The sequence below is a fragment of the Roseateles sp. AC306 genome, from assembly GCF_979253795.1.
Map to the genome: position 1 here is coordinate 319,884 of NZ_CEEDEB010000001.1, position 14,293 is coordinate 334,176.

Genomic DNA, 14,293 nt, shown 5'->3' on the forward strand with positions numbered 1-14,293 from the left:
GCGACAATGCGGGGATGAGTTTTCCCCTTGGTTCCCTGCTGGGCGGTCAGGACGAATCCAGCGCCGCCAGCGAACCCGTCAGCCCAGCCAAACCCACCCGCCGTCAGGCGCCCAAGCCCGCCGCCGCGCCGCCGTCGGCCGCGTCGCGGCTGCTGCGCACGCCGCTTTGGCTGGCGTTGACGGCCCTGCTGCTCGCCCTGCTTGTGTTGGCGCTCGGCACGCATGACGTGCGCGACGCGGCCTTCAGCACCAGCGGGCAGCGCGATCTGGTCGGCAACCGCGTCGGCTCACTCGGCGCCTGGGTGTCGGACGGCCTGCTCTTCCTGTTCGGCTTCTCTGCCTGGTGGCTGCCGTTGCTGGCCGCGCGAGCTTGGCTGCGCGGCCTGGCCGGGTTGCTGCGGCATGACGCGCCGCAGCCGGTGCGCTGGAGCCGGCGCTTGCGCTGCTGGATCGGCGTGCTGCTGCTGATCGGCGCTAGCTGCGCGCTGGAATGGAGCCGCCTCTATGCCGTCGAACCGCGCTTGCCTGGCCACGCAGGCGGCCTCTTCGGCTACACGCTCGGCCCATTGGGCATGAAGGGCCTCGGCTTTGCCGGATCCGGTGTCGTGTGGATCGTGCTGCTGCTCACCGGCTTGTCCTGGGCGTTCCGCTTCTCCTGGGGGCACCTCGCCGAGCGCATCGGCGAGCGCATCGAGCAGTTCCGCGAGCAGTACCTGGAAAAGCGCGAGATCAAGGCCGACCAGAAGTTCGGCGAGCAGGCGGTGAAGGCGCGCGAACAGGAGGTTGAGGTCGAGCGCCAGATCGAGCGACAGGTCGAGGCGGACCACGCGCCGCTGGTCATCGAGGCGCCCGTCGTCGAATTGCCGCAGTCCACCCGTGTGGCCAAGGAGCGCCAGCAGACGCTGTTCGTCGACGCCGGCGACGCCAAGCTGCCGCAGGTCGACCTGCTGGACGCCGCGCCCGGCCGGCAGGAGACGGTCACGCCCGAGTCGCTGGAGATGACCAGCCGCCTCATCGAGAAGAAGCTGCGCGACTTCGGCGTCGAAGTGCATGTCGTCGCGGCGTCGCCGGGCCCGGTCATCACGCGCTACGAGATCGAGCCGGCCACCGGCGTCAAGGGTTCCCAGATCGTCGGTCTCGCCAAGGACCTGGCGCGTTCGCTGAGCCTCGTGTCCATCCGCGTCGTCGAGACCATCCCGGGCAAGAACTACATGGCGCTGGAGCTGCCCAACGCGCGCCGGCAGACCATCCGCCTGTCCGAGATCCTCGGTTCGCAGATCTACGCTGACGCCGCATCGCAGCTGACCATGGGCCTGGGCAAGGACATCGTCGGCCTGCCCATCGTGGCGGACCTGGCCAAGATGCCTCACTGCCTCGTCGCCGGCACGACCGGCTCGGGCAAGTCGGTCGGCATCAACGCGATGATCCTCAGCCTGCTCTACAAGGCCGAGGCCCGCGACGTGCGGCTCATCCTCATCGACCCGAAGATGCTGGAGATGAGCGTCTACGAAGGCATTCCGCACCTGCTGGCGCCCGTCGTCACCGACATGAAGCAGGCCAGCAACGCGCTGAACTGGTGTGTCGGCGAGATGGAGCGGCGCTACAAGCTCATGTCCAAGATGGGCGTGCGCAACCTGGCCGGCTACAACAAGAAGATCGACGAAGCCAAGGCCAACGGCATCAGCATCCCCAACCCGTTCGCTTTGAACAACGACGAGCCCGAGCCGCTGGAGCGCCTGCCCTTCATCGTCGTCGTCATCGACGAGCTGGCCGACCTGATGATGGTCGTCGGCAAGAAGATCGAGGAGCTGATCGCCCGCCTGGCGCAGAAGGCGCGCGCGGCCGGCATCCACCTCATCCTGGCCACGCAGCGGCCGTCGGTGGACGTCATCACCGGCCTCATCAAGGCCAACATCCCGACGCGGCTGTCCTTCCAGGTCAGCTCCAAGATCGACAGCCGCACCATCCTCGACCAGATGGGCGCCGAGGCGCTGCTGGGCATGGGTGACATGCTCTACATGCCGTCGGGCACGGGCCTGCCTATCCGCGTGCACGGCGCCTTTGTCAGCGACGAGGAGGTCCACCGCGTTGTGACGTACATCAAGTCCCAGGGTGAACCGAATTACATCGAAGGCATTCTCGAAGGCGGCGTGCTTGACGGCATCGACGGCGAAGCGCCTGCGCCGGGTGAGGCCGCCGGCGAGGCCGACCCGATGTACGACCAGGCAGTGGCCATCGTCCTACAGCATCGCAAGGCGTCGATCTCACTCGTGCAGCGCCATCTGCGCATAGGCTACAACCGCGCCGCGCGGCTGCTGGAGCAGATGGAGAACTCGGGGCTTGTCGGCGCGCTGGCGTCCAACGGCAGCCGTGAATTGATCATCCCGAAACGAGACGAATGAAACGCATCCTCTTGAGTCTGACGCTGCTGATTGCGAGCGTCGCCCATGCCGACGCCGTCGACGCGCTGCGCGACTTCGGCCGCGACGTGAAGAGCGGCAAGGCGAACTTCACGCAGACTGTTACGTCGCCCGACGGCAAGCGCAAGAAGGTGTCCTCCGGCAGCTTCGAGTTCCAGCGGCCCAACCAGTTCCGCTTCGTCTACGCCAAGCCTTTTGAGCAGACCATCGTGGCTGATGGACAGAAGGTCTGGATCTACGACGCCGATCTCAACCAGGCCAGCTCTCGAAAGCTGGCCGATGCGCTGGGTGCGACGCCGGCGGCGATCCTGGCTGGCACCAACCTCGAACGCGATTTCACGCTGAAGGCGCTGCCCAGTGACGGCGGCATCGACTGGGTGCAGGCGACCCCGAAGCAGGCCGAATCGACGATCCAGTCGCTCAAGCTGGGCTTCAAGGCCAAGGAACTGGCGGCGATGGAGATCGTCGACGGCTTCGGCCAGTGCTCGCGGCTGGACTTCAGCGTCGTGCAGGCGAATGTGCCGGTCGCCGCTGATCGCTTCCAGTTCAAGCTGCCGGCCGGGGCCGATCTCATCGAGCAATGACGGGTTTGTTCGACGCCGAGCCGCCCGCCCAGCCGCTGGCCGAACGGCTGCGGCCCAAGACGCTCGACGAAGTCATCGGTCAGCGCCATCTGCTGGGCCCGGGCATGCCGCTGCGCGCGTCGTTCGAGGCCGGTCGGCTGCAAAGCATGATCTTGTGGGGACCGCCGGGCGTCGGCAAGACGACGCTGGCGCGCCTGGTGGCCGGCGCCTTTGACGCGCAGTTCATCGCCATTTCGGCCGTGCTCGGCGGCGTGAAGGACATACGCGAAGCTGTCGACCGCGCGCAGATCGCCGCGCAGCAGGGCCGGCGCACGGTGCTGTTCGTCGACGAGGTGCACCGTTTCAACAAGGCCCAGCAGGACGCCTTCCTGCCGCATGTCGAGTCGGGCCTGTTCACCTTCATTGGTGCAACGACGGAGAACCCGAGCTTCGAGGTCAACTCGGCGCTCTTGTCGCGCGCGCAGGTTCAGGTGCTCAAGAGCCTGGACGCGGAGGAGTTGCAGCAACTCATCGAGCGCGGGTCGGCCGAGCTGAGCATCGCGCCGCCGACCCAACCTGCGGCGGACCGCCTCATCGGTTATGCCGACGGCGACGCTCGCCGCCTGCTCAATGCGCTTGAATCGGCAGCGTCTCTCGCCAACGGCCAGCTCATCGATGAGGCACTGCTTGAGCGCACGCTGGGCGAGCAGTTGCGCCGTTATGACAAGGGTGGCGACCAGTTCTACGACGTCATCTCAGCGCTGCACAAGTCCGTGCGCGGCAGCCACCCGGACGGCGCTCTCTACTGGCTCGTGCGCATGCTGGACGGCGGTGTGGACGCCCGCTACATCTCGCGCCGCCTGATCCGCATGGCCAGCGAGGACATCGGCCTGGCCGACCCGCGCGCGCTGCGCATCACGCTGGACGCAGCGGAAACCTATGAGCGGCTGGGTTCGCCGGAGGGGGAGCTGGCGCTTGCCGAGGCCGTCGTCTACTTGGCCATCGCGCCCAAGTCCAACGCGGTCTACAAAGCGTTCAATGCGGTGAAGGCCTTCATCAAGCAGGACCAATCCCGCCCCGTGCCCGTCCACCTGCGCAATGCGCCAACCAAGCTCATGAAGGAGCTGGGCTATGGCAAGGCCTACCGCTACGCGCACGACGAGCCCGGCGGCTACGCAGCCGGCGAGCAATACCTGCCCGACGGGCTGGAGGACCAGCGCTGGTACGAGCCGGTGCCGCGCGGCCTCGAGACGCGCATCGCCGACAAGCTCGCCGAGCTGCGCCGCCTGGACGATGAAGCGGCTGCTCAGGGTTAGCGTGGCGCTAGCCGCGCTTTGCGCAGGCCTCGTCCACGCGGCCGACGGCCCGACGCTGGCCCGCGTGCGCGACACCGGCGTCATCGTCATCGGCTACCGGCCGGCCTCGCTGCCGTTTTCCTATCTCGACGCGCAACTGCGTCCCACCGGCTACACGGTCGAGCTGTGCGAGCGCATCGTTGCCGCCGTGCGCAGCAAGCTGCAGCTGCCCGACCTGGAAGTGCGCCGCGTCGAGGTGGCCTCAGCCACGCGCATGCCGCTGGTCATCAACGGCACGCTGGACCTGGAATGCGGCATCACGACGCACACGGCCGAGCGGGCGCGCAACCAGGCCTTCTCGCTGACCATCTTCGTGGCCGAGACGCGACTGATGACGCGGGCCGCCGAGCGTGTGCAGGGTCTGGCCGACATGCGCGGCCAGACCGTCGCTTCCACCATCGGCACGACCAGCATCCAGCACCTGGCCAGGGTCAACGAGCAGCAGTCCCTGGGCATCCGCATCCTCGGCGGCCTGGACGACCCCGAGGGCTTCCAGATGCTGCGCAGCGGCCGCGCCTCGGCCTTCCTGATGGACGACGTGCTGCTGCGCGCGCTGCTGGCCCAACAAGGCCCGGGCGCGGACGACTTTCGGCTGTCCGATCAGGCGCTGACCGTCGAGCCCTACGCCATCGGCCTGCGCAAGAACGACCCGCAGTTCAAGGCGCTGGTCGACGAGGTGCTGCAGAGCCTCTACCGCAGCGGCGAGATCCACGCGATCTACCGCCGCTGGTTCGAGTCGCCGCTGCCGTCACAGGGGCTGAACCTCAAGCTGCCGATGAGTGCGGCTTTCCGCCGCGTCATCGCGCAGCCGACCGATTCGCCCAACCCGGACAAATATCGCTAGCGAAAGTCATCCAGCACGATGCCGTGCCGGTTCAGCTTGTCGTAGAGCGTCTTCCTCGGCGTGCCCAGCAGCTCCATCGCGGCGGGCACCTTGCCCTGGGTGCGGCGCAGGGCCTGCTCGATCAGCGTCTTCTCCACCAGGTCCATCTGCCGCGCCAGGTTCAGTGCCGGCACGGCCTGCAGCGCGGCCTGCGGGTCCAGATCGTCCAGCGCCAGCACGAAGCGGTCGGCGGCGTTGCGGATCTCGCGCACATTGCCCGGCCAGTCATGGGCCATCAGCTCGCGCAGCTTATCGGGCGTCAGCTCCGGCGCCGCGCGTTCGTAGCGGGCGCAGGCCAGCACCACGAAATGCTCGAACAACAGCGGGATGTCCTCGCGCCGCTCGCGCAGCGGTGGCAGCTTGAGCGTGGCGATGTTGAGGCGGTAGTAGAGGTCGTTGCGGAACTCGTTGCGCTGGGCCTGCTCGCGCAGGTCCGACTTGCTGGCCGCGATGAAGCGCACATTGATCGGCAGCTCCTCGTTGGAGCCCAGCCGTTCGATGCGTCGCTCCTGCAGCACGCGCAGCAGTTTGATCTGCAGCGCGATGGGCATGGTCTCGATCTCGTCCAGCAGCAGCGTGCCGCCGTTGGCGTGTTCGATCTTGCCGATGCGCCGCTTGGCCGCGCTGGTGAACGAACCTGCCTCGTGGCCGAACAGCTCGCTCTCGAACAGGGCCTCGGGCAGGCCTCCGCAGTTGATGGCGACGAAGTGACGGTCGCGCCGCGCGCTCTGGTCGTGCAGGCAACGCGCCACCAGTTCCTTGCCGGTGCCGGTCTCGCCAACGATGAGGACGTCGGCCGACGTGCCGGCGAGGTTGAGCACCTGGCGGCGCAACTGCTGCATGCCGGGCGACTGCCCCAGCAGCGCGGCCTCGATGCCACTCGCGCGTTGAAGCTGGGCGCGCAGCTCGTTGGCCGAGTGGCGCAGCGTGCGCAGGTCCAGCGCGCGGCGGGCCACGTCCAGCAGGCGCTCGGGCGCAAAGGGCTTCTCGATGAAGTCGTAAGCCCCCGCGCGCATGGACTGCACCGCCATCGCCACGTCGCCGTGTGCGGTGATGAGGATGGTCGGGATGCCGGCATCCGTGGCCTGCACATGGGCCAGCAACGCGCGGCCGTCCATGCCGGGCAGACGCACGTCGGTGATGAGGATGACGGGTGCACCGGGCTGCAGGTGGGGCAGGGCTTCCTCGGCGCTGCGGCAGGGCAGGACGGCGAAGCCTTCCAGCTCCAGCGTCTGCGTGAGGCTGACGCGCACGGGCATGTCGTCCTCGACGAACACGACCTTGTAGCCTTCAAACATCTTCAGACTCCCATGATTCAGCGCCGAGGTCGAACTCGAAACTCATGCCGTGCGCCAGCCGCTCGGCACGCAGCCGGCCGCCGAATTCATTGACGATCTTGGCCGAAATGACCAGGCCCAGGCCAAGGCCTTCGCCCGCCGGCTTGGTCGTGAAGAAGGGCTCGAAGAGGTGCTGCATCTGCTCGTCGCTGACCCCCGCGCCGCTGTCCTGTACCTGGACCAGCACGCGCCGCCCAGCGTCCAGCGACTGGGCCTGCACGCGCAGCAGGCGATGGTTCTCGCCCTGCATCGCGTCAATGGCGTTGCCGAACAGGTTGACCAGCACCTGCTCCAGCCGGTTCGCCTCGGCCCGCACGCGCAGGCCGGCGGGCAGGTCGATCTGGGCCTGCACGTCGAGCGTGCGGGTGCGGTGCTCCAGCAGCAGCAGGGCATTGCGCACGCAAGCCAGCAGAGGCGTGCTGCCCGCGACCTGCTCATCGGCCTTGCGCGCAAAGCTCTTCAGCTGGCGCGTGATCTGGCTCATGCGTTCGACCATGTCGTCGATGAGCTGCAGATTGGTGGCCACCGCATCCTGTCGGCCGCCTTCCAGCAGTCGCATGGAGTTCCGCGCCAGCGCACGCAGCGCTGTCAGCGGCTGGTTGACCTCGTGAGACAACCCGGCCGACATCTGCCCCAGCACGGCGAGCTTGCTGGCCTGCAACAGCTCGCCTTCGGTCTGCAGACGCTGGGCGATCTGGGTCTTCAGCGCCTCGTTGGTCTGGCGCAGTTCGGCGGTGCGGCTGTCCACCAACTGCTCCAGCTGGGCGTGGGCAAGGCGCAGGTCGGTCTGGGCTTGCGTGAGCTGGCGCAGCGCACGCCGGCGTGAAGACAGGTAGAGCACGAGCAGGCCGATGCTGGCGCCAAAGGCCGCGCCGCCCCAGGCCGCCAGCTGGGCGCGCTGGCGCACCTCGCTCAGGTCCGACAGCGCGACCAGGCGCAGGCCCAGCGGCACGATCTGGCGCTGCTGGGCCAGCATGGCGTGGCTGCCCGGCAGGGGGAGCCGAACCTGCTGGCCCTGGTGCACCTCCAGCGAGGCCGGCAGCTCCAGGTCCGGGCCGATGACCTGCGGGTAGCGCGCACTGGCCTGCAGAGCCTGGCGGCGCGAGGGGTCGGCATGGCCCAGCACGGTGTATTTCCAGGCCTGGACCGAACTCATGATGACCACGTCCTGGTCGTCCGCGACGAGGATGCGTTCGCCCTGCGAGCGCAGCCCCAGGTCCACCCAGGTGGCCTCCAGCGGCGCCAGGTTGAAGCGCACGACGATGACGCCCGCCGGGCGGCTGGCCTGGCGCAGCGTGTGCAGCAGGTAGAAGTCGGTGCTGCCGGTGTTGGCGTCGGCGGCAAAGAAGTGCGTGCGGCCCTGGGCGAGCGCCTCGCCCAGGCGGGCGGGCGGCGTCAACGGCTCACTCGCTGACAAGACCTGGCCCTGCGGGGTGGCGACGAAGATCTGGTGCGTGCCGGCGCGCACGTTGACGCGGGCCAGCATCTGGTTCGCGGCGCTGCGGGCTCGCGCGTCATCCGGCGCCTGCATCAGCGCCTGCAGGGTGGGCGCGATGGCGAGCAGGCTGGGCAGGGAAGCGTGCCGCGCCAGCTCGGCGGCGAGGTTGGAGGCGTAGAGCTCCAGCCGCTCGGTGCTAAGCGCCGACAGCGCCTCGCGCCCGCTGCGTTCACTGAAGCGGTGCGCGAGCACGAAACCGAGCACGATCAGCGCACCGGTCAGGAAGAGGTGGAAGCCCGGCCGGCTCAGCAGCCGGATGAGGCGCAGCGCGCGCGGGCGAAGGGCGTCGGACACGGGCGCTAGTTTGCCCACGCCAGGGCGGCCGTTGCGACGCCCGCGGCGGTTTTTTCGGGTCTGGCGGAGAACCGCCTGCGGCGCGTGCGGTTTGTGCGGATTTCCGCCCACGAAACGAGGACCGACACTCGTGAAATCAGACCTTGACCGCAGCCGTGGGACGGATCAAACGGCGGGACGTTTCAGACCGTCGGTGAATACCCTTGAACGGCCGCTGCCACCGCGTTTTGGCACGAGGGTTGCGGTTTGTCCATGTCGCTTGGCGCATGCTGCGCCCAACCAAATAGCAGGGGCCCTCCATGGAGACTCTCATTCAACAGATCATCAACGGCCTGGTGCTGGGGGCCATGTACGCCCTCGTCGCACTGGGCTACACGATGGTCTACGGCATCATCAACCTCATCAATTTCGCGCACGGCGAGATCCTGATGGTGGGGGCCATGGTCAGCTGGACGCTGGTCACGCTTCTGGCCGACACGGGCATGCCCGGCTGGCTGCTGATGCTGGTCGGGCTGTCCGCGGCCATCGTCATCTGCGCGACGCTGAACTATGCGGTCGAGAAGATCGCCTACCGGCCGCTGCGCAATGCGCCTCGACTGGCGCCGCTGATCACCGCCATGGGCGTGTCGCTGCTGCTGCAGGTGCTGGCCATGATCATCTGGAAGCCGAATCCCAAGCCCTTCCCGCTGCTGCTCCCCACCACGCCCTTCGACCTGGGCGGCCCGGTCATCACGGTCACGCAGTGCCTGATCCTGGGCCTCACGGTGGTCATCCTGTCGGGCCTGATGTACTTGGTCAACTTCACCCGCCTGGGCCGCGCGATGCGCGCCACCGCCGAGAACCCGCGGGTGGCCGGCCTGATGGGTGTGAAGCCCGACTTCATCATCTCCACCACCTTCGTCATCGGCGCTGCACTGGCTGCCGTGGCCGGCATCATGTGGGCCGCCAACTTCGGCACCGTGCAGCACACCATGGGCTTCATGCCCGGGCTGAAGGCCTTCACGGCGGCGGTGCTGGGTGGTATCGGCAACCTGGCCGGCGCAGTGCTGGGGGGCGTGCTGCTCGGGCTCATCGAGTCCATCGGCGCCGGCTACCTGGGCGAGCTGACGGGCGGCGTGCTGGGCAGCCACTACGCCGACATCTTTGCCTTCGTGGCCCTCATCCTCGTGCTGACGCTGCGGCCCTCGGGCCTGCTCGGCGAACGTGTCGCAGACCGCGCCTGACGGAGCAACACCATGCAATCCAAGAAGCTCTTCACCTTCCTCGCCGCCGCCGTGGGGCTGCTGCTCGTGCCGCTGTTTGCGCAGCAACTCGGCAACGGCCCGGTGCGCATCATCGACCTGGCCCTGCTCTACGTCCTGCTGGCCCTGGGCCTGAACATCGTCGTCGGCTACGCTGGCCTGCTGGACCTCGGCTACGTCGCCTTCTACGCCGTCGGCTCCTATGTGTTCGCGCTGATGGCCAGCCCGCACCTGAGTCAGAACTTCGAGGCCATCATGGCGGCCTTCCCCGAGGGGCTGCACTCGCCGATCTGGCTGGTCATCCCGGTGGGGGCCGGCATCGCGGCGCTGTTCGGCGTCGTGCTCGGTGCGCCCACGCTGAAGCTGCGCGGTGACTACCTGGCCATCGTCACGCTCGGCTTCGGTGAAATCATCCGCGTCTTCCTGAACAACCTGGAGGACCCGGTCAACCTGACCAACGGCCCGCGCGGCATCGGCCAGATCGACTCCTTCCACTTCTTCGGCGTCGACCTTGGCAAGTCGTGGGAGGTGTTCGGCTTCACGCTGCCGTCGGTGACGCTGTACTACTACCTCTTCCTCTCCCTCGTCGTGGCCAGCGTGGTGATCTGCTACCGGCTCGAGAACTCGCGCATCGGCCGCGCCTGGATGGCCATCCGCGAGGACGAGATCGCCGCCAAGGCCATGGGCATCAACACCCGCAACCTCAAGCTGCTGGCCTTCGGCATGGGTGCCACCTTTGGCGGCGTGGCCGGCACGATGTTCGCGAGCTTCCAGGGCTTCGTGTCGCCCGAGTCCTTCAGCCTGCAGGAGTCGATCATGATCGTCGCGATGGTGGTGCTGGGCGGCATCGGCCACATCCCTGGCGTCATCCTCGGCGCGCTGATGCTGTCGGCTCTTCCCGAGGTGCTGCGCTACGTGGCAGGTGACATCCAGAGCATGACCGATGGCCGCATCGACGCCTCCATCCTGCGTCAGTTGCTGGTGGCCTCGGCCATGATCATCATCATGCTGGTTCGCCCGCGTGGGCTGTGGCCCGCGCCCGAGCACGGCAAGGTGGCAACGCCCGCCGTGAAATGAGCAGGACGACAACATGACCACACACGACAACATCGTTCTCAACGTCAGCGGCGCGTCCAAGCGCTTCGGCGGCGTGCAGGCCCTGTCCGACGTCGGCATCCAGATCCAGCGCGGGCAGGTCTATGGCCTGATCGGCCCGAATGGCGCCGGCAAGACGACTTTCTTCAACGTCATCACCGGCCTCTATGTGCCGGACGGCGGCAGCTTCACGCTCGGCGGCACGCCCTACAAGCCGCAGGCCGTGCATCAGGTCGCCAAGGCCGGCATTGCGCGCACCTTCCAGAACATCCGCCTCTTCGCCGACATGACGGCGCTGGAGAACGTCATGGTCGGCCGCCACATCCGCACCAAGTCCGGCCTCGTCGGCGCCATCTTCCGCACGCCGGGCTTCAAGGCCGAGGAGGCCGCCATCAAGGCGCGGGCCCAGGAGCTGCTGGATTACGTCGGCATCGGCGAGTATGCGGAGTTCAAGGCGCGCACGCTGAGCTACGGCGACCAGCGCCGCCTGGAGATCGCACGCGCCCTGGCCACCGACCCGCAACTCATCGCGCTGGATGAACCCGCCGCCGGCATGAACGCGACAGAAAAGGTCGTGCTGCGCGAGCTCATCGACCGCATCCGCAAGGACGGCCGCACCATCCTGCTCATCGAGCACGACGTGAAGCTGGTCATGGGCCTGTGCGACCGCGTCACGGTGCTGGACTACGGCAAGCAGATCGCCGAAGGCACGCCCTACGACGTGCAGCGCAACGAGAAGGTGATCGAGGCCTACCTCGGCGCTGGCCACAAGAACCATTGACGGATGACCCACCCACGTAGCGCTTCGCGCTCCCGCTCAAGGGGGCGCACCCAGTGGCCTGGCAAAGCCAGTTCCACGGGCGCCGCCTGGTCAATGCACGATTTGGAGTGATAGGTATGGCAGCAACTCTGCTCAAGGTTTCCGGCCTCAAGGTCGCCTACGGCGGCATCCAGGCCGTCAAGGGCGTCAGCTTCGAAGTGCGCGAGGGCGAACTCGTCAGCCTTATCGGCGCCAACGGTGCCGGCAAGACGACAACGATGAAGGCCATCACGGGCCTGCAGCCGATTGCCGCCGGCAGCGTGGAATACCTCGGCAAGGCCATCAAGGGCCAGGGCGCCTGGGACCTGGCCAAGCAAGGCCTGGTCATGGTGCCGGAAGGCCGTGGCACGTTCACGCGCATGACCATCGTCGAGAACCTGCAGATGGGCGCCTACAACCGCCGCGACGCCGAGATCGACGCCGACATCGACAAGGTCTTCGTGCTGTTCCCGCGCCTGAAGGAACGCGCCAGGCAGCTGGCCGGCACCATGTCCGGTGGCGAGCAGCAGATGCTGGCCATGGGCCGCGCGCTGATGGCCAAGCCCAAGGTGCTGCTGCTGGACGAACCGTCCATGGGCCTGTCGCCCATCATGGTGGACAAAATCTTCGAGGTCGTGAACGACATCCACCAGCAGGGCGTGACGGTGTTGCTCGTCGAGCAGAACGCCAGCCGTGCGCTGCAGCTGGCCAATCGCGGCTATGTGATGGAGTCGGGCGAGGTCACGATGGAGGGCGAGGGCAGCGCGCTGCTGAACGACCCCAAGGTTCGCGCCGCCTACCTCGGCGAGTAGATCGCCCACCCCCGAGGCGCTCAAGCGCTTCCCCCTCAAGGGGCGCCGACAGTGGCCTGGCAAAGCCAGTTCCACGGCGGCTGCTGGATGGAAAAACGCCTGGCATCGCCAGGCGTTTTATTTGATGCTCAGGTGGGCCGCACCAGCTTGCTGCGCGCCCAGTCGTCTGCGACACGTGCCGGCGTCGAGTCAGCCGTTTGCACGCGCTGCAGCAATTCTTCGACGCGCTCGGCAATGCGGCTGACCTCGGCCATCACGGCCGCTTCCTCGCCTTCGCCGCGGTACTCCCGGGCCACGCTGATGATGCCTCCGGCATTGACCAGGTAGTCGGGCAGGTAGCAGATGCCGCGCCTGTGCAGGGCGTCGCCGTCGGCGGGCGTGGCGAGCTGGTTGTTGGCGGCCCCGGCGACGAGGAGGGCGCGGACGGCGGGCACGGTGTGCTCGTTCAGCGACGCGCCCAGGGCGCAGGGCGCCAGCACGTCGACGTCGGCTGCCAGGATGTCGGCGACGCTGACGGCGACCGCGCCGAACTTCGCCACCGCGCGCTCGACCTTGGCCGCGTCGACGTCGGCCACCACGAGCTTCGCGCCGGCCGCGTGAAGGAACTCCGCCAGATGCCAGCCCACCGCGCCCAGGCCCTGCAGCGCGACGCGCACGCCCTCAAGCGAGGAGCGGCCCAGCACAAGGCGGGCGCCGGCCTGGATGGACACGAACACGCCCCAGGCTGTCTTGGGGCTGGGATCGCCACCAAAGGCGCCATCGCGCGGGATGCCGCTCACATAGGGCGTCACGGCCTGCAGGCCGCGCATGTCGGCGGTCGTCGTGCCGACGTCCTCGGCAGTGATGTAGGCGCCGCCCAGCGATTGCACGGCGCGGCCGAAGGCAGCGAACAGGGCAGAGCGGTCGAAGGCGCCGGGTGGCTTGAGGATGACCGCCTTGCCACCGCCGAAGGGCAGGTCGGCCAGCGCGTTCTTCAGGCTCATGCCCTGGGACAGGCGCAGTGCATCGTTCAGCGCGGCGGCGTCGGAGTCGTAGTGCCAGAGGCGGCAGCCGCCGAAGGCCGGGCCGCGCGCGGTGCTGTGCACGGCGAGGATGGCCTTGAGGCCGGTGGCCGGGTCGGTGGCGAGCAGCACGCGTTCATGCGCGGTCTGCTCGGGCAGGCCGAAAAGAGAGGTCGGGTTCATGACGTTCGGCGCTTTTGGCGCGGCAGTGAAAGAAGAACGGCCACGCTTTTGGCGCGGCCGTTGCCAGTGTAGGCGGCGACGTGTCAGGGACCCTGGAAACCGCCGCTTCGCAAGGTGATGACCAAGGTATCGCGCCAGCCGCGCTCGCCTGCAACCAGCGGCTGGATGGGCGTTGTCTCGTGGATGACGCGGGCGTCGTCCAGCAGCAGCAGCGTCCAGGGCTCGGTCATCGTGAAGCGCTGGCCGGCCGGGCCGGTGGCCTGGAACACGCGCGACTCGCCGCCCTTGATCGAATGGCGGGACACCAGCAGCACGGCCACCAGGTCGACGCCGTCGCGGTGCGCGCCTTCCGGCGTCGGCCGGCCGATGCCGTCGCTGGTGTCGATGCGAAACGGGTGGGCCTCGATGAACCAGGGCTGCTCCCCCTTCAGCGCCGATGCGGCCCGGGCCAGGCCCAGCAGCAACGCGGCCCAGGCCGGCGATGTGGCCATCTCCTGGGCCAGCGGCACATACCAGCGCTGGATGCCGCCGTGCAGCGCGTTGTAGTCCAGCGGCTGCCAGTGGGCGCGGTGCGGTGTCAGCGTCAGCGCGCCGCCGTCGGCAACGAAGCAGCCATGGCGGCGGAAGCGATAGCGGCCACCATCCTTGAGATAACCATCGGGCGGCAGATCGTCCCAGCAGGGCTTCAGGGTGTCGAGATCAGTCGCCGACACCCCGAGCGCGCCGAGCGCATGCGGCGCGATGACGGCCTCGCCATCACGTTGCAGCGAACCGACGAGGTCGCTCGGATCAGTCCACGGCGGCTCGAACAT

General features: G+C 68.0%; 12 protein-coding genes. 8 read left to right on the plus strand and 4 right to left on the minus strand.

The features are described 5' to 3' along the window. Nucleotides 1-14: 14 nt before the first annotated feature. Genes AC0IZJ_RS01405 through AC0IZJ_RS01420 form a run of 4 tightly spaced genes read left to right on the plus strand, consistent with a single transcriptional unit; the run spans nt 15 to nt 5,182 of the window. Entirely contained in the window at nt 15-2,402 is a 2,388-nt protein-coding gene (locus AC0IZJ_RS01405) for a DNA translocase FtsK (protein WP_471845888.1), read from the plus strand. Next, nucleotides 2,399-3,004, plus strand: coding sequence for an outer membrane lipoprotein periplasmic chaperone LolA (lolA, locus tag AC0IZJ_RS01410; protein WP_471845890.1), 606 nt, complete (start codon nt 2,399-2,401; stop codon nt 3,002-3,004). The genes AC0IZJ_RS01405 and lolA overlap by 4 nt, the downstream gene beginning before the upstream one ends. Continuing rightward, on the plus strand, nt 3,001-4,299 hold the full coding sequence (locus AC0IZJ_RS01415) for a replication-associated recombination protein A (RefSeq protein WP_471845892.1): 1,299 nt from the start codon (nt 3,001-3,003) through the stop codon (nt 4,297-4,299). The genes lolA and AC0IZJ_RS01415 overlap by 4 nt, the downstream gene beginning before the upstream one ends. Next, nucleotides 4,277-5,182 (plus strand): amino acid ABC transporter substrate-binding protein, encoded by a 906-nt coding sequence (locus tag AC0IZJ_RS01420; RefSeq protein WP_471845894.1) that lies wholly within the window; start codon nt 4,277-4,279, stop codon nt 5,180-5,182. Before AC0IZJ_RS01415 ends, AC0IZJ_RS01420 begins: the two co-directional genes overlap by 23 nt. Here the strand turns inward: AC0IZJ_RS01420 and AC0IZJ_RS01425 are convergent. Continuing rightward, on the minus strand, nt 5,179-6,519 hold the full coding sequence (locus AC0IZJ_RS01425) for a sigma-54-dependent transcriptional regulator (RefSeq protein ID WP_471845896.1): 1,341 nt from the start codon (nt 6,517-6,519) through the stop codon (nt 5,179-5,181). The genes AC0IZJ_RS01420 and AC0IZJ_RS01425 overlap by 4 nt on opposite strands. Further along, complete coding sequence (locus AC0IZJ_RS01430; RefSeq protein ID WP_471845898.1) at nt 6,512-8,350, minus strand: sensor histidine kinase; 1,839 nt, start codon at nt 8,348-8,350, stop codon at nt 6,512-6,514. Before AC0IZJ_RS01430 ends, AC0IZJ_RS01425 begins: the two co-directional genes overlap by 8 nt. 299 nt (nt 8,351-8,649) lie before the next feature. On the opposite strand from AC0IZJ_RS01430, the gene AC0IZJ_RS01435 reads away from it, so the two are divergent. From AC0IZJ_RS01435 to AC0IZJ_RS01450, 4 genes are all read left to right on the plus strand, one after another. Then, the gene (locus AC0IZJ_RS01435) at nt 8,650-9,573 is read left to right on the plus strand and encodes a branched-chain amino acid ABC transporter permease (RefSeq protein WP_471845900.1); all 924 of its coding nucleotides are present in this window, start codon (nt 8,650-8,652) and stop codon (nt 9,571-9,573) included. A 12-nt stretch (nt 9,574-9,585) separates the two neighbouring features. Then, a complete protein-coding gene (locus AC0IZJ_RS01440) occupies nt 9,586-10,668 on the plus strand; it encodes a branched-chain amino acid ABC transporter permease (protein WP_471845902.1) in 1,083 nt (360 codons plus the stop codon). A gap of 13 nt (nt 10,669-10,681) precedes the next feature. Next, entirely contained in the window at nt 10,682-11,467 is a 786-nt protein-coding gene (locus tag AC0IZJ_RS01445) for an ABC transporter ATP-binding protein (RefSeq protein WP_471845904.1), read from the plus strand. A 116-nt stretch (nt 11,468-11,583) separates the two neighbouring features. Continuing rightward, the gene (locus AC0IZJ_RS01450; RefSeq protein ID WP_471845906.1) at nt 11,584-12,297 is read left to right on the plus strand and encodes an ABC transporter ATP-binding protein; all 714 of its coding nucleotides are present in this window, start codon (nt 11,584-11,586) and stop codon (nt 12,295-12,297) included. A gap of 128 nt (nt 12,298-12,425) precedes the next feature. Here AC0IZJ_RS01450 and AC0IZJ_RS01455 read toward each other — a convergent pair whose 3' ends face one another. Together AC0IZJ_RS01455 and AC0IZJ_RS01460 are read right to left on the minus strand one after the other, a co-directional pair. Beyond that, nucleotides 12,426-13,481, minus strand: coding sequence for a Leu/Phe/Val dehydrogenase (locus AC0IZJ_RS01455; protein ID WP_471845908.1), 1,056 nt, complete (start codon nt 13,479-13,481; stop codon nt 12,426-12,428). 83 nt (nt 13,482-13,564) lie between these two features. Beyond that, nucleotides 13,565-14,293, minus strand: a complete 729-nt coding sequence (locus tag AC0IZJ_RS01460; protein WP_471845910.1) for a 2OG-Fe dioxygenase family protein — start codon at nt 14,291-14,293, stop codon at nt 13,565-13,567.

Bases quoted from the DNA above. Each gene is read 5' to 3' on its own strand.
- AC0IZJ_RS01405 (WP_471845888.1), top strand. From the start codon at position 15: ATGAGTTTTCCCCTTGGTTCCCTGCTGGGCGGTCAGGACGAATCCAGC.
- lolA (WP_471845890.1), top strand. From the start codon at position 2,399: ATGAAACGCATCCTCTTGAGTCTGACGCTGCTGATTGCGAGCGTCGCC.
- AC0IZJ_RS01415 (WP_471845892.1), top strand. From the start codon at position 3,001: ATGACGGGTTTGTTCGACGCCGAGCCGCCCGCCCAGCCGCTGGCCGAA.
- AC0IZJ_RS01420 (WP_471845894.1), top strand. From the start codon at position 4,277: ATGAAGCGGCTGCTCAGGGTTAGCGTGGCGCTAGCCGCGCTTTGCGCA.
- AC0IZJ_RS01425 (WP_471845896.1), bottom strand. From the start codon at position 6,519: ATGTTTGAAGGCTACAAGGTCGTGTTCGTCGAGGACGACATGCCCGTG.
- AC0IZJ_RS01435 (WP_471845900.1), top strand. From the start codon at position 8,650: ATGGAGACTCTCATTCAACAGATCATCAACGGCCTGGTGCTGGGGGCC.
- AC0IZJ_RS01440 (WP_471845902.1), top strand. From the start codon at position 9,586: ATGCAATCCAAGAAGCTCTTCACCTTCCTCGCCGCCGCCGTGGGGCTG.
- AC0IZJ_RS01445 (WP_471845904.1), top strand. From the start codon at position 10,682: ATGACCACACACGACAACATCGTTCTCAACGTCAGCGGCGCGTCCAAG.
- AC0IZJ_RS01450 (WP_471845906.1), top strand. From the start codon at position 11,584: ATGGCAGCAACTCTGCTCAAGGTTTCCGGCCTCAAGGTCGCCTACGGC.
- AC0IZJ_RS01455 (WP_471845908.1), bottom strand. From the start codon at position 13,481: ATGAACCCGACCTCTCTTTTCGGCCTGCCCGAGCAGACCGCGCATGAA.
- AC0IZJ_RS01460 (WP_471845910.1), bottom strand. From the start codon at position 14,293: ATGTTCGAGCCGCCGTGGACTGATCCGAGCGACCTCGTCGGTTCGCTG.